Source organism: Saccharothrix sp. NBAS 001, from assembly GCF_056640475.1.
Genome location: NZ_CM153251.1, coordinates 8,853,468 through 8,872,762, shown reverse-complemented (window position 1 = coordinate 8,872,762; position 19,295 = coordinate 8,853,468). Strand labels below are relative to the sequence as shown.

The following is a 19,295-nucleotide window of genomic DNA, read 5'->3' as shown; positions in this document are numbered from 1 at the left end:
CAGGCCGGAACGCGCCCGATCGGGTGAACTTCAGGACTGGGGGTCCAGCAGGTCGTGCAGCGCGGGCAGCACCACGCGGTCCGCGGGCAGCCAGCGCAGCCCCGCCAGGTCGCCCGCGCCGACCCACCGCACCTCCGCGTGGTCCAGCGCCCGTGGCTCGCCGCTGACCAGGTCGGCGCGGTACACCCGCAGCAGGTGGTCGGACCTCAGCGGGATGTCCGGGCCGAGCTGCTCCCCCGCCACCACCTCGACGCCGAGTTCCTCGGCGCACTCGCGCGCCACGGCGGCCCGGTCGTCCTCGCCCGGCTCGACCCGCCCGCCGGGCAGCTCCCAGCCGCCGGCCAGGTGCGCCGGGTAGCCGCGCTGCTGCGCGAGCAGCGACCGGTCGCGCACGATCGCCGCCGCGACCACGACCTTGGCGTCCACCAGCTCACGGCTGCGCGCCGACACCGCCTCGGCCCGCGCCTGGAGCACCTTGAGCGCCAGGCCCCGGCCGACGATCACGTCCGCCAGCCGGCCGAACGGCCCGCCGGGGCTGGTCCACTCCACCGAGTCGACCACCATCGTGCCGCCGCCGGTGTGCAGCAGGTCGGTGATCAGCACGAACCTCGGCAGCGGCCCGCCGACCAGCTCCGCCGACACGCCGGTGGTGTCCGCCCTGGTGACCAGCAGCGTCCCGTTGACCGGACCGACCGAACCGGCCAGCTCCGCGCCCGCGTAGAGCACCGGGCCGCCGCCGATCCGCACGCCCAGGCCCCGGATCGACCGGGCCAGCAGCCGGGCGTCCAGCAGGGCCGCGGCGACCGTGCGCAACGGGGCGTCGACCAGCGTGGTCGCTCGTAGCTCGGGCACGGGAGATGATCCTGCCATCACCGGTAGGCGGGCCAGCGCACCTCCAGGCGTGCGCCCCCTTCCGGCGACTCCATCGCCCGGACCGTGCCCTTGCGCCGCGCCACCAGGTGCGCCACCAGCGCCAGGCCCAGGCCGAACCCGCCGGTGGCCCGGCCCCGGTCGGACTCGACCCGGTAGAACCGGTCGAACACCTTCTCCCGGTGCTCGGGCGGGATGCCGTGGCCGTCGTCGTCCACGACCAGCCGGATCTCGCCGGGCGCGGGCAGCACCGAGATCCGGATGAACGTCTCGGCGTAGCGGCCGGCGTTGCGGATCAGGTTGTCGAGCACCAGCTCGACCTCGGACCGGGCGACCTGGATCAGGCACGCGGTCATCGGCGCGTGGACGGAGATCAGCAGTTCGCTCTTGGGCGCGCGCTGGACGGCGGCCTGCGCCTGGAGCACGACGTCGACCGGCTCGGCGCGCGGCAGGTCGCCGGTGTCCGCGCGGGCCAGCATGAGCAGCGCGTCGACCAGGTTCGACAGCCGCTCGGACTCCTCGACCACGGACTCCAGCACCTCGATGGAGAAGTCCGGGTCCGGGTGGGCCACCGCGACCTCGGCCTGCGCGCGCACGGACGTGACCGGGGAGCGCAGCTCGTGCGCGGCGTCCCCGGTGAACCGGCGCAGCCGCTCGCTGGCCTCGTCCCGCCTGGCCAGCAGGGCGTTGAGGGCTTCGGCGAGGGCCTGCAGCTCGTCGCGGGTGGGCGGCACCGGCAGGCGTTCGCCGCCGGGCAGCTCGCCGGCCGCGATCCGCATCCGCTCCACCGGGCGCAGCGACGACCGGACGGCCAGCCAGGTGGCGATCCCGACCAGGCCCGCGACCAGCACCGCGGCCACCGCGAGCCACTTCGTGCCCAGGTCGTTGGCCTGCCCGTAGCCGACCAGGGTGTCGCCCGCGACGTGCAGCCGCGGCGTGCCGTCGGGGGCGAAGACGACCTGGCCGATCCAGCGGTGGGCGCTCGCGCCGTCCAGTCGCAGCACCTTCTCGCCCGCCTTGAGCTGCCGGACGTCCTGCGCGGTGAGGTCGGGGCGCGGGCCGCCGTCGAGCGGGTTGCCGGCGATGTCGAGCACCCGCACGGTCGCGGCCCGCTCCAGCTCGGCGTCCACCGCGCGGACCTGCACCATCCCGATCAGGCTCGGGGCGAGCAGGGTCAGCGCCAGCAGGCACAGCAGCGCCACGCCGGTCGCGACGACGGTGATCCGGAACCGCAGCGTGCGCCGCAGCCACCAACGGCGCGGGCTCACCTGCGGCGGGCCGCCGTCGAGTCCAGCGCCGCGTCCAGGTCGGGCGTCGAGGCCAGGTAGCCGTGACCGCGCACGGTGCGCACCACCTCCCCCGCGCCCATCGCGTCCAGCTTGCGCCGCAGGTAGCCGACGTAGACCTCGACCGCGTTGCGGGTCGCCGCCTGCTCGTCGCCCCAGACCGTGCGCAGCAGCTCGTCCTTGGTGACCACCGAGCCGGCGCGGCTGGCCAGCACGTCCAGCACCGCGTACTCGCGCGGCGACAGGCTGACCGGCGCGCCCGCCCAGCTCACCTCGCGCACCGCGCGGTCCACCACCAGGTCGCCGAGCTTGAGCTTGCGCCGGGCCAGGTCCGCCTGGTTGCGCCGCAGCAGCGCCCGGACCTGCGCGACCAGCACCACGAAGCTGAACGGCTTGACCAGGTAGCCGTCCGCGCCCAGGTCCAGGCCGTCGGCCTGGTCGACCTCGCCGTCCTTGGCCGAGACCATCAGCACCGGGGTCCGCACGCCCTCGGCGCGCATCCGCTGGAGCACCCGGTAGCCGCTCAGGCCGGGCAGCATGATGTCCAGCAGCACCACGTCGAACGCGCCGGTCAGCGCCACCCGCAGGGCGTTCGGGCCGTCGGCGGCGGTGACCACCTCCATGCCCTCGGCGGACAGGCCGCGTTCGAGCGCGCGTCGCACGCCCACCTCGTCGTCTACTACCAGCACCCGTGGCCTCACGCACCACAGGATGCCCGGAAAGGAGGACACTCCGCGCAGGATCCTCAGTCCGTTCTCAGCGTCGGGGCGACTCTCAGCGTGATCTCAGCCCCACCGGAGGAAGGTCTGTGGTGTCGGACCGGCACCCCGTCGGCCGACGCCCTTGGAGGAGGGGACATGAACCGGAGAAGGGTGACCGTGGTCACCGCGGCGGTCGGCGTGCTCGCCGGAGCCGCGGGCCTGGGGGTGCTCGCGCTGCCCGCCGGTGCGGGTCCCGCTCCCGTCCTGCCGGACGTGAGCGCGGAGTCGCTGGTCGAGTCGGTGCTGACCGCGAAGCCGGCGGCGTTCGGCGGCGCGGTCGAGGTCCGCAACGACCTCGGCATCCCCGCGCTGGCGGGGCTGCCGCAGCTGTCGGACGGCGATTCCGGGCTGCGCATGTGGACCGACGGCGAGGGCCGGGTGCGCGTGCAGCTGCCCGCCGGCGACTCCGAGCGCACGTTCGTGGACGACGGGCAGACCGGCTGGCTGTGGAACTCGGCCGACCAGACCGTGACCAAGCTCCCGCACGGTTCCGTGCAGGAGCCCAGGATCGACCTCGACCCGAAGGGCGCGCAGCAGCTCCCGCCGGACCCGGTGTCGCTGTCGCGCGAGGTCGTGGCGAAGATCAAGGAGTACAGCGAGGTCACCGTGGACGGCACCGCCCGCGTGGCCGGCCGCTCGACCTACGAGCTGGTGCTGACCCCGAAGCCGACCGAGCGCACGGTGCTGCGCGAGGTCCGGGTGGCGATCGACTCGGAGCTGCGGGTGCCGCTGCGGCTGGCCGTGCTGACCAACGGCACGAACAACCCGGCGGTCCAGGTCGGCTTCGCGGACCTGAACGTGGGCCCGCAGGACGCCGCGCTGTTCAACTTCACCCCGCCCGCGGGGGCGAAGGTGGAGCAGCCGGAGGTCAAGAAGCCGACCGACGAGGAGAAGAAGCTGGCCGAGGGCCTGCTCGCGGAGGCGTCTCCGCAGGTCCACGGCGAGGGCTGGGACGTGGTGCTGACCGCGAAGGTCCCGGCGGCGGCGCTGAGCGCGCTGGCGGGCCAGGAGCGGCCCGCCGACCGGCCGGGCCGGGGCGAGCGCCCGGAGGGCGTCGACGTCCAGGGCCTGCTCAAGCAGCTGGGCAAGCAGGTCAGCGGCCCGTGGGGGAGCGGGACGCTGATCACCACCCGGGTCGGCGGCGTGCTGCTGGCCGACGACGGCCGGGTGGCGCTCGGCCCGGTGCCCGAGCAGGTGCTCACCGAGGCCATCGCCGCAGTCAAGTGATCAACCAGTAACCACCGGGTGCCGCCCGCCCCACGGCCGGGCGGCACCCGACCCACCACCCAGCCCGACCGCACACCCAGCCCGACCGCACACCCAGCCCGACCGCACACCCAGCCCGACCGCACCAGCCAGCCCGGCCGCACCAGTCAGACCAGCCAGACCAGCCGCACCAGCCAGACATCACCAGCCCGGCGGCACTCGGCCCGGCAACCCGACAGACACCGACCGAAGCCACCCAGGTCACCTGACACCGAGCCCACCGCCCAACCAGGCAACACCCGACCAGGCAACACCCGGCCAAGGAGCCCCCAAACCAACCGACCGACCAGACCCAACATGGGCCAAGCGCCACACAGCCAAGCCGACACTCGACCCGAGCCTGAACGGGCACTGCCCGAAGCCACCCAGGTCACCTGACCACCGAGCCCGCCGCCCAACCACGCAGCACCCGGCCACGCAGCACCTGGCCAGCCGGCACCCCGACCAACTGGCCCGCCAGACTCACCGTGGGCCAAGCACCACCCCAGCCAAACCGACGCTCGACCCAAGACCCGAACAGGCACTGCCCGAAGCCACCCAGGTCACCTGACCACCGAGCCCGCCACCCAACCGGGCAGCACTCCAACCACGCAGCGCCAGCCAGGCAACACTCAGCCACACAGCACTCAGCCAGGCAGCGAACGGCCAGGCAGCGAACGGCCAGGCAGCGAACGGCCAGGCAGCGAACGGCCAGGCAGCGAACGGCCAGGCAGCGAACGGCCAGGCAGCGAACGGCCAGGCAGCTGAACGGGGCGCGGCCGCTGCCACCACCCGAGTCACCCAGACAACCGGGCTCGACACCTCGCCGCTCAGCCGGGGATCGGCCCCCTAGCGCGGACCTAGTTCAAGGGGAGAACCGCATGACCACCTCGACCAGCGTGCGGGCGGAGCCGGCCGACACCGGAGCCGCCCCGGTCCTCGTCGCCCGGACGCGGGGGCTGCGCAAGGTGTACGGGAGCACCGTCGCGGTCGACCGGGTCGACCTCGACGTGCCGAAGGGGGCGGTGCTCGGGATGCTCGGCCCCAACGGGTCGGGCAAGACGACCACGATCCGGATGATGCTCGGGCTCGTGCGGCCGACCGCGGGGGAGGTCGAGCTGCTGGGCAAGCCGCTGCCGGACGGTGCCGCCGCCGCGTTGCCGCACGTCGGCGCGCTGGTCGAGGGGCCGGGGTTCCACCCGTTCCTGTCTGGGCGGGAGAACCTGCGGCGGGTCGCCGCGTTCGAGCCGCTGCTCGCCACCGGCTCGGTCAAGCAGGCGGTGGAGGACGCGCTGGAACGCGTCGGCCTGGCCTCCGCCGCGCACCGCCGGTACCGGGGGTACTCGCTGGGCATGAAGCAGCGGCTCGGCCTGGCGTCGGCGCTGCTGGTCGAACGGCGGCTGATCGTGCTGGACGAGCCGACCAACGGCCTGGACCCGGCGGGCACCCGCGAGGTGCGCAACGTGATCGCCGAGCTGAGGAACAACAGCACCAGCGTGGTGGTGTCGTCGCACCTGCTCAGCGAGATCGAGGCGACGTGCACGCACGTGGCCGTGCTGCACCGGGGCACCGTGGTGGCGCAGGGCGGCCTGGCCGAACTGCTCCAAGCCGAGAGCAGCGCCCTGCTGATCACCACACCGGACTGGTTGCAGGCGCTCAACGTGCTGCGCGACGCCCGGATCTCGGCCCGCGCCCTGGTGGACGGGCTGCGCGTCGAGCTGATCGGGACCACGCCGCCGGCCGTGCTGGAGGCGCTGGTCAAGGGCGGCATCAACGTGTGGGAGGCGCGTCGGCAGCGCACCGGCCTGGAGGAGCTGTTCGCGCGGCTCACCGAGGCCGAGGAAGCCGAAGAGGGGTTGTCCGCGGTGGACACCATCGAGGAGGGGGCGTGATGACCACACTGGTCGCGACTCGGGCGCCGTTGAGCCGCCAACTGAGGTCGGAGCTGCGGTGGATCGTGCGCCGGCCGCGGACCGTGATCGGCCTGTCGGCGCTGTGCCTGGTGCCGATCCTGGCGGGCGTGGGCCTGTGGGTCGCGCTCGACGGCAACGGCCGCGCGGGTCCCGGCCTGGCCGCGATCATCTCCGGCAACGGCCTGGTGCTCCCGGTGTTCACCCTGTTCCTGGCGCTGCCGCTGCTGCTCCCGCTGGTGGGTGCGATCTGGGCGGCCGACGGCCTGGCGGGCGAGGCGCAGCACGGCACGCTGCGCGGCCTGCTGCTGTCCCCGGTGGGCCGGCTGCGGCTGCTGGCGATCAAGACGTTCGGCATCGCGACCATGACGCTGCTCGCGGTGACGCTGCTCGCCGTCGTCGGCACCATCACCGGCGTCGTGCTGTTCGGCGGCCAGGGCATGCTGACCCTGTCCGGCACCACGTTGTCGGTCGGTGCGGCGCTCGCCCGGATCGCGCTGACCATCGTGCTGGTCACCATCCAGGTGTGGGGCGTGGCCGCGATCGCCCTGGCGATCTCCGCGTGCACCGAACACCCCCTGGTGGTGATGGCCGCGACCCTGGCGGGCGTGATCGTCTCCGGCGTCCTGAACGTGTTCAGCGCCCTCGACTGGCTGCACCCGTACCTGATCACCTCGGGCTGGCAGAACCTGAGCGACGTCATGCGCGACCCGCTGCCCACCGGCGAACTCTGGAACAGCACAGCCCTGGCGGGCTGCTACATCCTGATCGGCCTCTCGCTGGCCGCGATGCGCCTGGCGACCAAGGACAACTAGTGCGTTGACCACGGACGTTCGCCAGGTCGGGGACCCGGCACGTGAGGTCCGCGACCGGTAGCAGGGTCGATCTATCTCATGCTCGGTGGTGACGTAGTCGCCACCGAGCATGAGAGGCGTCGTCTGCTACCCCGAGCGGTCAACGCACTAGCGGGCACCGCATGGGTCTGGGGTGGTGGCCACGGTTGCTGCCCGGCCACCGCCTCGGGCATCCGGTCATCGGCCGCCGACCGCCGCCTCCGGTCGCCGAAAATCTCGCGGCGACTCCGGACGGGATAGGGCAGGGTGGGGTCCGTGTTCCTGGAGACCGAACGGCTGGCCCTGCGCGACTTCGCACCGTCCGATGTGGATGCCCTGGTCGAGCTGCACGCCGACCCCGCCGTCATGCGCTACCTGGTCGGTGGCCGCCCTCTCGACCGCGCGGCCATCGAGAACGACCTGCTGCCGCGCTACCTCCGGCGGATCGGGTGGTGGGCGGGGGTGGCGAAGGCGACCGGCGAGCTGGTGGGGGCGTTCGCGTTCCGCGAGACCGAGCCGGGCGTGCGCGAACTCGGTTACCGCCTGCACTCCCGCCACTGGGGGCTCGGCTACGCGCCCGAGGTGTCCCGGGCCTTGGTGGACAAAGGTTTCCGCGACTTGGGCGTGCTCCGCGTGTACGCCACCACGATGGCCGTGAACCACAACTCCCGCCGCGTGATGGAGAAGGCCGGCCTCCGCTTCCGCCGCACGTTCTTCCAGGACTGGCCGGAGCCGATCCCCGGCTCCGATCAGGGCGAAGTCGAGTACGACCTCACTCTCGCCGAGTGGTCGGCCGCCCGATCCGAACCCTCAAGCTGACCGCGCCCTCGGACCGGCCGCCCGCGAGCTACCCGATGACGGCCACGCCGTCGGGATCGACCGACAGCCGCACCCGCGCCCCGACCTCCGGCGGATCCGCGATCGCCGCCACCGCCTCGAACTCCCCGCCGAGCAACCCCTCGGCCCCGGACTCCCCCGCCTCCGAGCCGACCCGCTCGGCACCGGACTTCGCAGCGGGCTCGGCACCGGACTTCGCGCCGGGCTCGGGACCGGACTTCGCGCCGGGCTCGGGACCGGGCTCCGCTCGGTCAGTCGCAGGTGTGGTGGTTGTGGCGGGGGTCGGGGCGGCGGTCAGGCGGACCAGTAGGCGGACGTGGTCGCGGCGGTGGGCTCGTTCGAGCACCTCGGCTTCCAGGGGGCCGTTCGGGTCCGTGCGCAGTGCGGTCGCGCGCAGGCCCACTCGGGCCGGCACGCCCACCAGGCGTTCCGCTTCGCTCGGCCCCAGCACCTTCCCGCAGCCCAGGAACCTCGCCACCTCGACGTCCGCCGGTGAGCGCCACACCTGCGCGGGCGGTCCCACCTGGCGGATTCGGCCCGCCCTCATCACGGCCACCCGGTCGGCCAGGGTGAACGCCTCGTCGTGGTCGTGCGTGACCACCAGCGCGGTCGCGCCCGCCTCCCGCAGCAGGCGCGCCAGGTCCACCGCCAGCGATTCGCGCAGCGCCCGGTCCAGGGCCGAGAGCGGCTCGTCCAGCAGGAGCAGCCTCGGGCGCGGTGCCAGTGCCCTCGCGAGCGCGACGCGCTGCTGCTCGCCGCCCGACAGCTCCGTCACCTTCCGGCGCTGGTAGCCGCCCAGCCCGACCAGCTCCAGCAGCTCCGCGACCCGCTTGCTCCGCGCCTCCCGCTCGACCCGCCGCATCCGCAGGCCGAAGGCCACGTTCCCGGCCACGTCCCGGTGCGGGAACAGCTGGCCGTCCTGGAACACCAGGCCGAACCCGCGTCGGTGCACGGGGGTCCCGGCCAGGTCCTCGCCGTCCCACGTCACCGCGCCGGCCGAGGGCACCTCCAGGCCGGCGACGGCCCTGAGCAACGTCGACTTCCCGCACCCGGACGGCCCGAGCAGGGCGACGACCTCGCCGTCGCCGACCGCCAGGTCGACCTCCGACACCGCCGCCACGTCCCCGTACCGGACGCTGATCCCGTTCAGCCCCAACGACATCTAGAACTCCCCGCCGGCCGGCACCCGCAGCCGCTCGATCAGCAGCACCGCCGCCGTGGTCACCACCATCAGCAGCGCGCACGCCGCGTACGCCATCTGGCTGTTCAACTCCCCCGGCCGCGCCATCAGCCGGGCGATCACCACCGGCAGCGTCGGCGCGTCCGGCCGGGCCAGGAAGCTCGTCGCGCCGAACTCGCCCAGCGCCACCACGAAGCCGAACCCGGCCGCCGCGACCAGCGAACGCGACGCCAGCGGCAGGTCGACCTCGCGCCACACCCGCCACGGGCTCGCGCCCAGCGACGCCGCCGCCTGGCGCAACCGCTCGTCCACCGCCCGCAGCACCGGCAGCACGATCCGCACGATCAACGGCGTCACCACCAGCGCCTGCGCCAACGGCACCAGCAGCGGCGACGTCCGGAAGTCGCCCGGCAACGCGTCCATCGTGATCAGGTACCCGAAGCCGACCGTCACCGCCGACACGCCCAGCGGCAGCATCAACGCCGTGTCCAGCGCCTCGGCGAACCACGACCCCTGGCGGCGCAGCCCGACCAGCACCACCGCCGACACGACGCCGACCAGCAACGCCACCAAGGTCGCGTCCGTGGCCACCCGCACCGAGTTCACCGCCGCCTGCCAGCCGGACACGGCGAGCGTCCCGCGCTCCCCCGTCCCGGCCAGCGCCCGGTACCCGGCCAGGCTCCAGCCGTCCTCGGTGGACAGCGAGCGGACCACCAGGCCCACCACGGGCAGCAGCAACGCGCACACCACCAGCCACGCCGCCGCGACCACGCCCCACTCGCCGCCGACCGGCCGCCGGGTGCTCTCCTCCCGCAGCGCCAGCGCCTTCTCCCGCCGTCTCCGCGCCGCACCACCCAGCAAGAGCACCGCCAGCACCGCCGCGAACTGCAACAACGACAGCGCCGCCGCGCCCGACAGGTCGAACAGCTCGACCGTGCGCAGGTAGATCTCGGTCTCCAACGTCCGGTACCGCGCGCCGCCCAGCACCAGCACCACGCCGAAGCTGGTGGCGCAGAACAGGAACACCACGGACGCCGCCGACCCGATCGCCGGGGCGAGCGCCGGCAGCACCACGGAGGTGAACGCGCGCAGCCGGGACGCGCCCAGCGCACGCGCCGCGTCCTCGGCCCGCCGGTCGACCTTCGCCCACAGCCCGCCCACGGTCCGCGCGACCACGGCGACGTTGAAGAACGCGTTGGCCAGCACGATCGGCAGCACGCCGCCGTCCGGCCACAGCGCCCGGAACGCCAGCCCGACCACCACCGTCGGCAGCACGAACGGCACCATCACCGCCGCCCGCACCACCCCGGTGCCCCGGACCCGGCACCGGGCCAGCAGGAACGCCACCGGCAACCCGGTGACCAGCGCCAACGTCGTGGCGGCGGCGGCCTGCCCGAGCGTGAACCCGATCAGGCCCCACGTGCGCGGGTCGACCAGCGCGGGCCAGACCCCGCCGTCACCGAGACCGAGCCCGATGATCGCGGCCACCGGCCACGCGAAGAACACCCCGAGGAACGCCAGCGGCAGCAACGCCGCGGCCGTCCAGCCCAGCCGGGCCCCGGACAACCCGCGCCCAGACCCGCGCCCAGACCCGCGAACACCGAACAGCCGGCGGCCCGCCCTCCGACCACCGGACGCCGGGCCGTCGGACGCAGGACCACCGGACGTCGGGCCGCCGGACGACAGGCCCCCGGACGACAGGGCTCCGGACGACGGGGCACCCGACGACGGGGCTCCTGACGACGGGGCACCCGACGACGGGGCTCCTGACGACGGGGCTCCAGCCGGGTGGCGATCCGCGGTGGGCGTGCCGTCAGCGCTCAGCCCTGGACCAGGGTGCGCCACTGCTGGACCCACTGCTCGCGGTTGGCGTCGACCTGGCTCGCGGGCAGGGTGCGCGCCTTCGCCGGCAGGGGTGCGGCCTTGGTCCACGCCTCGGGCAGCGCCACGCCCTCGCGCGACGGGTAGACGTACATCTTCCCGGGCACGTCCGCCTGGAACTTCTCGGACAGCAGGAAGTCCACGACCTTGCGCGCGTCGTCGGCGTTCTTCGCGCCGGAGAGCACGCCCGCGTACTCGACCTGCCGGTAGCAGGTGTCGAGCAGCGCCTTGGTGCGCGGGTTGCCGTCGTCACCGATCTCGGCGGACGGCGAGGACGCGTAGGACACCACGGCCGGGCGCGGGCCCTTGCCGCTGGAGCCGGAGAAGTCCTGGGTGTAGGCCTCCTCCCAGCCGCTGACGACCTTGACGCCGTTGGCCTTCAGCTTCGTCCAGTACTCCGCCCAGCCGGATTCGCCGAACTCGGCGACCGTGCCGAGCAGGAACGCCAGGCCCGGCGAGGAGGTGGCCGGGTCCTCCACGACCAGCTTGTCCTTGTACTTCGGGTCGGCCAGGTCGGCGTACGACTTCGGCTCGCCCAGGTCCTTGAACGCGGCGACGTCGACGTTCACGCACACGTCGCCGACGTCCACCGCGTGCAGCCGGTTCGGCGGGTCGAGCTGGTAGCGCTGCGCGCCCTTGCCCGCCTCGGGCGAGGCGTACTCGGCGAACACGCCCTCCTTGAGCGCCCGGGACGCGAAGGTCGAGTCGACGCCGAACGCCACGTCGCCGAGCGGGTTGCCCTTGGTGAGCACGAGCTTGTTGGTCAGCTCGCCGGCGTCACCCGAGGCCAGCGGCTTGACCGTGATCCCGGTCTCGGCCTTGAAGGCGTCGAGCACCTCCTGCGAGACGCCGAACGAGTCGTGGGTGACCAGGGTCACCACCCGCTCGCCGGCCGGAGCCGGGTCGTTCGCGGTCACCGAGCACGCGGTCAGCACGACCCCGGCGATGGCGGCGGTCAGCACGCGTCGAAGCATCATCTCTCCCTACACCGGCATGATCCGGATCAGGTGTGGACGGTCGAGGGCTTGCGAGCCCTCCTCTCAGCCCGGCGCAGCACCGGACTCCCGTGGTGACCTCGCACCCTACGCGACGCGGTGGGACGATCGAGGACATGGCCGAGCTGCTGACCGACGACCAGGTGACCGCTGCCCTGTCCACCCTCCCCGACTGGACCTCCCAAGACGCCGCGCTGGTGCGCACGGCCGAGCTGGCGAGCTTCCCGCAGGCGATCCAGGTGGTGAACCGGGTGGCGGAGATCGCGGAGAACGACGACCACCACCCCGACATCGACATCCGCTGGCGCACGCTCACCTTCCGGTGCAGCACGCACTCCAGCGGCGGGATCACCGCGCTCGACGTGTCACTGGCGGGCGAGATCGACGGCGTGCTCGACGCGCTCGGGTGACTTGCGCCGCAGCGACACGGCGATCGTCACCAGCGTGAGCAGCCCCACCGCCGGGTAGACCCAGCCGAGCAGGGACAGGTACCACGGGCGCGGGATGATCCAGATCGATTCCTGCAGGATCAGCAGGATCGAGATCAGGTAGCTGCCGATCGCCAGCAGCCACGCCCACGCCGTGGCGGTGACCAGCCGGCCGCGGGCCTTGCCGTAGACCAGCCAGAGCAGCGCCGGGATCGCCCACACCCAGTGGTGGCTCCACGAGATCGGCGACACCAGCAGGCCGAGGAACTGCACGACGACGAGCATCGCCAAGGTGTCCTTGGCCTTCACCGCGGCGTGCAGCGCCCACGCCGCGAGCCCGACCGCCACGGCCGCGCCGACCAGGAAGATCGGGCCGGTCTGCACGTCGTAGCCGACGGTCCGGGACAGCGCGCCGCGCAGCGACTGGTTGATCGCCGACCCGACCGGGCCGACCCGGGTGGCGTCGCCGAGCAGCTCGAACCAGAACTGGTCGGACTGGCGCGAGGAGAGCAGGTAGCCGAGCCCGACCGTGCCGCCGAACGCGGCGATGGACCACGCGGCGGCCTTGAAGTTGCGGGTGACCAGGAAGTACAGGCCGGTGATCGCGGGGGTGAGCTTGATGCCTGCGGCGATGCCGACGCCCGCGCCGCCCACCCACGGGCGCGCGCTGACCACCGTGCCGATCAGCAGGGCGGCCAGCACGAGGTTGATCTGGCCGTAGTTGAGCGTGGTGCGGACCGGCTCGACCCAGACGAACAGGCCCGTCCACAGCATCGCGCGGCGCGGGTCGTTGCTGCCGACCAGCGACAGCGATTTGCGCACCAGGAACCACAGGCAGAACAGGCACAGCAGCTGCCAGACCCAGCGCGACGCCTCCCACGAGATCCAGGACAGCGGCAGGAACACGAACGCCGCGAACGGCGGGTAGGTGAACGGCAGGGCGAACTTGTCCGAGAACTCGCTGAGCCGCCACTGGTACAGCTCGCCGGTGAACAGCTCCGGCGACCCGTTGCGGTAGACCATCAGGTCGATCATGGTCATCTGGGTCTGGAACGCCACCATCACCAGGTGGCCGGCCAGCGAGAGCCCGAACAGCCACGGCGCGACGGCGAGGACCCGAGCCTCCACAGCCCGCAGGTTCACAGCCAGTACCTCCACGATCGTGTGAATTGCACGACTGCCGGGCCACGAAACGGGGTACCCGGACGTCAAGACGAGTGGGAGATCAACGCAAGGGGATTCGCATGACCGCCGACATCGTCGTGTTCACCGTCGCAGCACTCGGAATGCTGGCCACCGCCGGGGGCGTGTTCGCGCTCGCCCGGCACAGCCGCAACCAGGTGCGCTGACGCCGCAACCAACCGACATGGCAATCAGGGGCCTCCCGGCGCACGGCGTCGGGGGGCCCGTCTCGGTCACCACGGGTCGTCATCGGGACAGCACGGTACAGGCCGGCGGCCGGACTGCGGATCAGTAGTGGTAGCGAGCGGCCAACACGATGATCTCCTCGTCGGTGACGAGGTAGACGAGGCGGTGCTCGGCGTCGATGCGCCGCGACCAAGCCCCGGGCAGGTGGAACTTCAACGGTTCCGGCTTGCCGATCCCCTCGAACGGGTCCTGCAGGACGTCTTCGACGAGCTTGTTGATCCGGTGGAGCATCTTCCGGTCGTTCTTCAACCAGGACGTGTAGTCCTCCCAGCCCTGGTTCTCGAAACCGAGCCTCACGCGCCGCTGCGCTCCGCATCCGCCTGGTCGGGCTCGATCAGCTCGCGCTCGGACACATCGGCGCGCCCGAGCGCATTCTCGTATGCCTTGAGCAGACGACGGGCGTTCGCCGGCGAGCGGAGGAGGTACGACCCTTCGCGCAAGGACGCGTAGTCCTCGGCCGAGACGAGCACCGCGTTCCCGTGCTTCGAGACGATCTCGATCGCGTCGTGATCCTCGTTGACCTTCTTGATCAGCGGGAACAGATCTCTGCGTGCGTCGCTCGCGGTGATGGACACGACTCGCCCCCTTCGGTGAGTGGTACCACATACCGTACCACTCACCGAAGGGCGTAGGCGTTGCGCGCGGTCGTCCGCTCGATCAGACGTTGAAGCGGAACTCCACCACGTCGCCGTCGGCCATCACGTAGTCCTTGCCCTCCATGCGGACCTTGCCGGCGGCCTTCGCGGCGGCCATCGAGCCCGCCTCCACGAGGTCCGCGAACGACACGACCTCGGCCTTGATGAAGCCGCGTTCGAAGTCCGTGTGGATCACGCCCGCCGCCTGCGGCGCGGTCGCGCCCTTCGGGATGGTCCACGCGCGGGACTCCTTCGGGCCCGCCGTGAGGTAGGTCTGCAGACCCAGGGTGTGGAAGCCGGCGCGGGCCAGGGCGTGCAGGCCGGGCTCGTGCTGGCCGATGGACTCCAGCAGCTCGCGCGCGGACTCCTCGTCCAGCTCCAGCAGCTCCGCCTCGACCTTGGCGTCGAGGAACACCGCGTCGGCGGGCGCGACCAGCTCGCGCAGCTCCTTGACCTTCGCGTCGTCGGTCAGGATGCCCTCGTCCGCGTTGAACACGTAGAGGAACGGCTTGGTGGTCAGCAGGCTCAGCTCGCGCAGCAGCTCGCCGTCCACTTCGGACTGGGCGTGGAACAGGGTGCGGCCGGAGTCGAGGATCTCGCGGGCCTTGACGGCGGCCTCCAGCGCGGGGCGGCGGTCCTTCTGGGTCCGCGCCTCCTTCTCCAGCCGGGGCACGGCCTTCTCCAGCGTCTGGAGGTCGGCGAGGATCAACTCGGTGTTGATCGTCTCGATGTCGGCCGCCGGGTCCACGCGGCCGTCCACGTGCACCACGTCCGAGTCGTCGAAGACCCGGATGACCTGGCAGATGGCGTTGGCCTCGCGGATGTTGGCGAGGAACTTGTTGCCCAGCCCGGCGCCTTCGGACGCGCCCTTCACGATGCCCGCGATGTCGACGAACGACACCACCGCCGGCACCTCGCGCTCGGAGCCGAAGATCTCCGCCAACTTGCCCAGGCGGGAGTCCGGCAGCGGCACCACGCCGACGTTCGGCTCGATGGTCGCAAACGGGTAGTTCGCGGCCAGCACGTCGTTGCGCGTGAGGGCGTTGAACAGGGTGGACTTGCCGACGTTGGGCAGGCCGACGATACCGAGGGTCAAACTCACGGGGGGTGAGTCTACGCGCCCGGACGCCGTGTCCGATTCCCGCGAGACCGCTGGTGCCGGCGGTGGCAGAGTGAGTGCCATGTTGGTCGACGCCGAACGCGCCTACCGGGCCGTCGCCGCCCGTGACGCCCGCTTCGACGGGTGCTTCATCCTCGCCGTGCGGACCACCCGGATCTACTGCCGGCCGTCCTGCCCGGCGGTCACCCCCAAGCAGCGCAACGCCGAGTTCTACCCGACCGCCGCCGCCGCGCAGTCGGCCGGCTACCGGGCGTGCCGGCGCTGCCTGCCCGACGCCGTGCCCGGCTCGCCGGAGTGGAACCTGCGGGCCGACCTCGCCGCCCGCGCCATGCGGCTGATCTCGGACGGGGTCGTGGAACGCGACGGCGTGCCCGGCCTGGCCCAGCGCCTCGGCTACTCCGAACGCCACCTGACCAGGGTCTTGACCGCCGAACTCGGGGCCGGGCCGCTCGCGCTGGCCCGCGCGCACCGGGCGCACTCGGCGCGGCTGCTGATCGAGACCACTGACCTGTCGTTCACCGACATCGCGTTCGCCGCCGGGTTCGCCAGCGTCCGCCAGTTCAACGACACCATCCGCACGGTGTTCGCGTCCACGCCGTCGGACCTGCGCACGGCGCGGTCGGTGGTGGGCGCGGCGGGCCGGATCACGCTGCGCCTGCCCTACCGGCCGCCGTTCGACGCGGCGGGGCTGCTGGCGTTCTTCCGGGCGTCGGCGATCCCCGGCGTGGAGCACGTGACGGAGACCGCCTACGCCCGGTCGCTGCGCCTGGCGCACGGCCAGGCGACGGTGATCCTGGAGCCCGCCGACGGGTACGTCTCGTGCTCGCTGCGGCTGACCGACCTGCGCGACCTGGGCAGCGCGGTGAGCCGGGTGCGCCGGCTGCTGGACCTCGACGCCGACCCGCAGGCCGTGGACGAGTTCCTCGGCGGCGACCCGGTGCTGCGCCCGCTGGTGCTGTCCCGGCCGGGCGTGCGGGTGCCGGGCAGCGTGGACGGGGCGGAGACCCTGCTGCGCGCGCTCGGCCACGTATCGCCCGGCAAGCCGCTGGACGTGCCGGACGGCGAGGTCACCCACCTGTACCCGGAGCCCTCGGCGATCGACTCGCCGGTGGCCGCGGCGCTGGCGGAGGGCAGCCTGGTGGTGGACGTCGGCCGGGACGCCGACGAGCTGCTCGCCGAGCTGGCCGCGTTCCCGGGCGTCGGCCCGGACGTCGCCCGCGTGGTCGTGATGCGCGTGCTGGGCGCGCCCGACGTACCCCAGACCGACGACGACGCGGCGTGGCGCCCTTGGCGCTCCTACGCCGCCATGCACCTGAGGAGGATCGCTTGAGCACCGCACACACGTCCACCCTGGAGACCCCGATCGGCCCGTTCACGGCCGTGGTCGCGGCCGACGGGGCCGTCCTGGCCAGCGGCTGGACCGCGTCCCCGGACGACCTGCTGCCGCAGGTGTCGCCGTCGCTGCGGCCGGTGGAGCTGACCGAGCGCCGCGACCTGGGTCAGGTGACCAAGGCCGTGCGCGACTACCACGCGGGAGTGCTGGACGCGATCACCGACGTCCCGGTGCGCCAGCGCTCCGGCGAGTTCCTGCAACAGGCGTGGGAGGCGCTGCGGGAGGTGCCGGCGGGCAAGCCGGTCAGCTACGCCGACTACGCGCTGCTGGCGGGCCGCCCGGCGGCGGTCCGCGCGGCGGCCACGGCCTGCGCCCGCAACGCGGCCACCCTGTTCGTGCCCTGCCACCGGGTGATCCGGACCGGCGGCGCGATCGGCAACTTCCGCTGGGGCGTGGACACCAAGCGCTGGCTGCTCGACCACGAGCAGCGCGCGGCGTAGCGGTCCGCCGCCAGCCTGCCACAGGGGTACGACAGTCCGGCCCGCACCGGGCTCCTGCCTGCGCCGACCGGGTTACCCGGTTGGCGCGCGCGGGGTTTGCCGGTTCGCTGGCGGCATGAGTCCGGTGTTGATCGGCGTGGAGAACATCGCCACGCCCAAGTGGGCCAGGATGGGGCGGCGGGCCGCTTCGGTGAGCCTGGGCAAGGCGTTGCGCAGCCTGCCCGAGGCCGTCCGGATGGTCCTGCGCCTGGCGTGGCGGACCTCGCCCCGGTTGACGCTGCTGGCGGGGGCGGTGCACGTGCTGTCCGGGTGCGTCACCGCGTTCGGGCTGCTGGCCACGGCGGACGTGTTCGCCGCGCTGCTGCGCGACGGGCCGACCCCGGACCGGGTGGCGGCGTCGCTGCCCGCGTTGGCGGTCGTGGTGGGCTCTTACGCCGCACGGGCCCTGCTCGACGCCGCCGTGGCGGCCGTGGAGAGTTCGCTGCGGCCACGGGTCACGCGGGCCGCCAACGACGAGGTGACCGCCGTCCTGGTGCGGGCCGACCTGCTGGCGTTCGAGGACGCGGACTTCCGCGAACTGGCCCGCCAAGGCGGCCGGCACGGGGTGCGCAGCCTGGAGAACAGCCTGCGGTACCTGGCCGACCTGGTGTCCTCCTGCATCACGATGGTGGCGGCGATCATCACGGTCGGCCTGCTCAACCCGTGGCTCGCGCCCGCGCTGCTGCTCGCCGCGTTCGCGAACGCGTGGGCGTCGGCGCGGGTGTCGAAGCTGCGCTACGAGCACTTCCTCGACTCGGTGACGCGCAACATCCGCAAGAGCGTCGTGGAGGAGGTCGCCACGCACCGCGAGTTCGCGCTGGAACGGCACGCGCTGACGTTGCAGGAGCAGCTGCTGGGCGAGCACCGCCGGATCGCGGACTCGCTGGTGGACGACGAGATCCGGATGGCGCACCGGACGAACCTGGTGCGGCTGGTCGGGCGGGCGCTGGCCGGGCTGGGCACCGGGATCGCGTACGGCGTGCTGGGTCTCCTGCTGCACGGCGGCGGCATGGAGCTGGCGCTGGCGGGCACCGCGCTGCTGGCGATGCGGACCGGGTTCTCGTCGCTGTCGACCACCACCCGCGCGGTGAACTCGCTCTACGAGGACTCGTTCTACATCGACTTCTACCGCAAGCTGCTGGTCGAGGGCGCGGAACGGGCGCAGACCTCGTCGTCGGTGCTGCCGCCGCAGGACCCGGAGCTGATCACGCTCACCGACGTGACGTTCAGCTACCCCGGCAAGGAGACGCCGGCGCTGGACCAGGTGAGCTTGACCGTGCGGCGCGGCGAGGTGGTCGCGCTGGTCGGCGAGAACGGCTCCGGCAAGACCACCCTGGGCAAGGTGCTCACCGGCCTGTACCCGGCGACCGGGGGCACGGTGCGCTGGGACGGCGTGGACCTCGCGGAGGCGGACAAGACGTCGGTGCACTCGGCGATCGCGGTCATCGCGCAGGACCCGGCGCAGTGGCCGATGACCGCGCGGCGCAACGTCACCGTGGGCCGGCTGGACCGCGACGACGAGGACGCCTGGCAGGACGCGGTGGCCAAGTCCGGCGCGGACGAGGTGCTCGACTCGCTGCCCGCCGGGCCGGACACCGTGCTGTCGCGGCGGTTCAACGACGGCCAGGACCTGTCCGGCGGCCAGTGGCAGCGGATGGGCATCGCGCGCGGCATGTACCGGGACGCGGCGGTGCTGATCGCCGACGAGCCGACGGCGGCGCTCGACGCCAAGGCCGAGGCTCGGGTGTTCGAGGGCCTGCGGGAGGCGACCGCGCGGCGCACCACGATCCTGGTCACGCACCGGCTGGCGAACATCCGCAACGCCGACCGGATCGTCCTGCTGGACCGGGGCCGGATCGTCGAGCAGGGCACGCACGAGGAGCTGATGTCCTTGCGCGGCCACTACTTCGAGCTGTTCGAACTCCAGGCGTCGGCGTACCGGGGCGGTCTGCTGGCCCAGCCCGCCCAGCCCTGACCGCCCGACTCCGACCGCCCGACTCCGACCGCCGGGGTC

Annotated in this window: 18 protein-coding genes; 8 read left to right on the top strand and 10 right to left on the bottom strand. The window is 73.0% G+C overall.

Annotated features, from left to right (window positions below; translation table 11 throughout):
- Positions 1 to 30: 30 nt before the first annotated feature.
- From AC0HI0_RS39670 to AC0HI0_RS39660, 3 genes are read right to left on the bottom strand one after another with little or no spacing between them, the layout of a single operon-like run.
- A complete protein-coding gene (locus tag AC0HI0_RS39670) occupies positions 31 to 852 on the bottom strand; it encodes an NUDIX domain-containing protein (RefSeq protein WP_480928606.1) in 822 nt (273 codons plus the stop codon).
- Between the two features lie 17 nt (positions 853 to 869).
- Complete coding sequence (locus AC0HI0_RS39665) at positions 870 to 2,138, bottom strand: sensor histidine kinase (RefSeq protein ID WP_480928605.1); 1,269 nt, start codon at positions 2,136 to 2,138, stop codon at positions 870 to 872.
- Positions 2,135 to 2,857 (bottom strand): response regulator transcription factor, encoded by a 723-nt coding sequence (locus AC0HI0_RS39660; protein ID WP_480928604.1) that lies wholly within the window; start codon positions 2,855 to 2,857, stop codon positions 2,135 to 2,137. Before AC0HI0_RS39660 ends, AC0HI0_RS39665 begins: the two co-directional genes overlap by 4 nt.
- Before the next feature lie 156 nt (positions 2,858 to 3,013).
- Between AC0HI0_RS39660 and AC0HI0_RS39655 the strand changes: the two genes are divergently transcribed.
- The 4 genes from AC0HI0_RS39655 to AC0HI0_RS39640 all read left to right on the top strand — a co-directional run bounded on the left by AC0HI0_RS39655 (position 3,014) and on the right by AC0HI0_RS39640 (position 7,724).
- The gene (locus tag AC0HI0_RS39655; protein ID WP_480928603.1) at positions 3,014 to 4,144 is read left to right on the top strand and encodes a LolA family protein; all 1,131 of its coding nucleotides are present in this window, start codon (positions 3,014 to 3,016) and stop codon (positions 4,142 to 4,144) included.
- An 899-nt stretch (positions 4,145 to 5,043) separates the two neighbouring features.
- The gene (locus AC0HI0_RS39650; RefSeq protein ID WP_480928602.1) at positions 5,044 to 6,054 is read left to right on the top strand and encodes an ABC transporter ATP-binding protein; all 1,011 of its coding nucleotides are present in this window, start codon (positions 5,044 to 5,046) and stop codon (positions 6,052 to 6,054) included.
- Positions 6,054 to 6,887 (top strand): ABC transporter permease, encoded by an 834-nt coding sequence (locus tag AC0HI0_RS39645; protein ID WP_480928601.1) that lies wholly within the window; start codon positions 6,054 to 6,056, stop codon positions 6,885 to 6,887. The genes AC0HI0_RS39650 and AC0HI0_RS39645 overlap by 1 nt, the downstream gene beginning before the upstream one ends.
- Positions 6,888 to 7,181: 294 nt before the next feature.
- The gene (locus AC0HI0_RS39640; protein ID WP_480928600.1) at positions 7,182 to 7,724 is read left to right on the top strand and encodes a GNAT family N-acetyltransferase; all 543 of its coding nucleotides are present in this window, start codon (positions 7,182 to 7,184) and stop codon (positions 7,722 to 7,724) included.
- A gap of 28 nt (positions 7,725 to 7,752) precedes the next feature.
- On the opposite strand, the gene AC0HI0_RS39635 is transcribed toward AC0HI0_RS39640, so the two are convergent.
- The 3 genes from AC0HI0_RS39635 to AC0HI0_RS39625 all read right to left on the bottom strand — a co-directional run bounded on the left by AC0HI0_RS39635 (position 7,753) and on the right by AC0HI0_RS39625 (position 11,777).
- Positions 7,753 to 8,904 (bottom strand): ABC transporter ATP-binding protein, encoded by a 1,152-nt coding sequence (locus AC0HI0_RS39635; protein ID WP_480928599.1) that lies wholly within the window; start codon positions 8,902 to 8,904, stop codon positions 7,753 to 7,755.
- On the bottom strand, positions 8,905 to 10,488 hold the full coding sequence (locus AC0HI0_RS39630; protein ID WP_480928598.1) for an ABC transporter permease: 1,584 nt from the start codon (positions 10,486 to 10,488) through the stop codon (positions 8,905 to 8,907).
- A 254-nt stretch (positions 10,489 to 10,742) separates the two neighbouring features.
- Positions 10,743 to 11,777, bottom strand: coding sequence for a thiamine ABC transporter substrate-binding protein (locus tag AC0HI0_RS39625; RefSeq protein ID WP_480934491.1), 1,035 nt, complete (start codon positions 11,775 to 11,777; stop codon positions 10,743 to 10,745).
- Between the two features lie 137 nt (positions 11,778 to 11,914).
- Between AC0HI0_RS39625 and AC0HI0_RS39620 the strand changes: the two genes are divergently transcribed.
- Positions 11,915 to 12,208: a 4a-hydroxytetrahydrobiopterin dehydratase gene (locus AC0HI0_RS39620; RefSeq protein ID WP_480928597.1), complete on the top strand. Its 294-nt coding sequence runs from the start codon at positions 11,915 to 11,917 to the stop codon at positions 12,206 to 12,208.
- Here AC0HI0_RS39620 and AC0HI0_RS39615 read toward each other — a convergent pair.
- The 4 genes from AC0HI0_RS39615 to ychF form a co-directional block, all read right to left on the bottom strand.
- On the bottom strand, positions 12,164 to 13,354 hold the full coding sequence (locus AC0HI0_RS39615) for a mannosyltransferase (protein ID WP_480928596.1): 1,191 nt from the start codon (positions 13,352 to 13,354) through the stop codon (positions 12,164 to 12,166). The genes AC0HI0_RS39620 and AC0HI0_RS39615 overlap by 45 nt on opposite strands.
- Before the next feature lie 342 nt (positions 13,355 to 13,696).
- A complete protein-coding gene (locus AC0HI0_RS39610) occupies positions 13,697 to 13,951 on the bottom strand; it encodes a Txe/YoeB family addiction module toxin (RefSeq protein ID WP_480928595.1) in 255 nt (84 codons plus the stop codon).
- The gene (locus AC0HI0_RS39605) at positions 13,948 to 14,229 is read right to left on the bottom strand and encodes a type II toxin-antitoxin system Phd/YefM family antitoxin (RefSeq protein WP_480928594.1); all 282 of its coding nucleotides are present in this window, start codon (positions 14,227 to 14,229) and stop codon (positions 13,948 to 13,950) included. The genes AC0HI0_RS39610 and AC0HI0_RS39605 overlap by 4 nt, the downstream gene beginning before the upstream one ends.
- A gap of 82 nt (positions 14,230 to 14,311) precedes the next feature.
- Complete coding sequence (gene ychF / locus AC0HI0_RS39600) at positions 14,312 to 15,391, bottom strand: redox-regulated ATPase YchF (RefSeq protein ID WP_480928593.1); 1,080 nt, start codon at positions 15,389 to 15,391, stop codon at positions 14,312 to 14,314.
- Between the two features lie 79 nt (positions 15,392 to 15,470).
- Here ychF and AC0HI0_RS39595 point away from each other — a divergent pair, with 79 nt between their 5' ends.
- The 3 genes from AC0HI0_RS39595 to AC0HI0_RS39585 all read left to right on the top strand — a co-directional run bounded on the left by AC0HI0_RS39595 (position 15,471) and on the right by AC0HI0_RS39585 (position 19,256).
- The gene (locus AC0HI0_RS39595) at positions 15,471 to 16,739 is read left to right on the top strand and encodes a DNA-3-methyladenine glycosylase 2 family protein (RefSeq protein WP_480928592.1); all 1,269 of its coding nucleotides are present in this window, start codon (positions 15,471 to 15,473) and stop codon (positions 16,737 to 16,739) included.
- Positions 16,736 to 17,242, top strand: a complete 507-nt coding sequence (locus AC0HI0_RS39590; protein ID WP_480928591.1) for a methylated-DNA--[protein]-cysteine S-methyltransferase — start codon at positions 16,736 to 16,738, stop codon at positions 17,240 to 17,242. The genes AC0HI0_RS39595 and AC0HI0_RS39590 overlap by 4 nt, the downstream gene beginning before the upstream one ends.
- 115 nt (positions 17,243 to 17,357) lie before the next feature.
- Complete coding sequence (locus AC0HI0_RS39585) at positions 17,358 to 19,256, top strand: ABC transporter ATP-binding protein (protein ID WP_480928590.1); 1,899 nt, start codon at positions 17,358 to 17,360, stop codon at positions 19,254 to 19,256.
- The last annotated feature ends 39 nt before the right edge of the window (positions 19,257 to 19,295 follow it).

What these genes read in the sequence shown, in the direction of transcription:
- AC0HI0_RS39650 (WP_480928602.1), top strand. Translation starts at nt 5,044, where the DNA reads ATGACCACCTCGACCAGCGTGCGGGCGGAGCCGGCCGACACCGGAGCC.
- AC0HI0_RS39635 (WP_480928599.1), bottom strand. Translation starts at nt 8,904, where the DNA reads ATGTCGTTGGGGCTGAACGGGATCAGCGTCCGGTACGGGGACGTGGCG.
- AC0HI0_RS39595 (WP_480928592.1), top strand. Translation starts at nt 15,471, where the DNA reads ATGTTGGTCGACGCCGAACGCGCCTACCGGGCCGTCGCCGCCCGTGAC.
- AC0HI0_RS39585 (WP_480928590.1), top strand. Translation starts at nt 17,358, where the DNA reads ATGAGTCCGGTGTTGATCGGCGTGGAGAACATCGCCACGCCCAAGTGG.
- AC0HI0_RS39645 (WP_480928601.1), top strand. Translation starts at nt 6,054, where the DNA reads ATGACCACACTGGTCGCGACTCGGGCGCCGTTGAGCCGCCAACTGAGG.
- AC0HI0_RS39655 (WP_480928603.1), top strand. Translation starts at nt 3,014, where the DNA reads ATGAACCGGAGAAGGGTGACCGTGGTCACCGCGGCGGTCGGCGTGCTC.
- AC0HI0_RS39620 (WP_480928597.1), top strand. Translation starts at nt 11,915, where the DNA reads ATGGCCGAGCTGCTGACCGACGACCAGGTGACCGCTGCCCTGTCCACC.
- AC0HI0_RS39625 (WP_480934491.1), bottom strand. Translation starts at nt 11,777, where the DNA reads ATGCTTCGACGCGTGCTGACCGCCGCCATCGCCGGGGTCGTGCTGACC.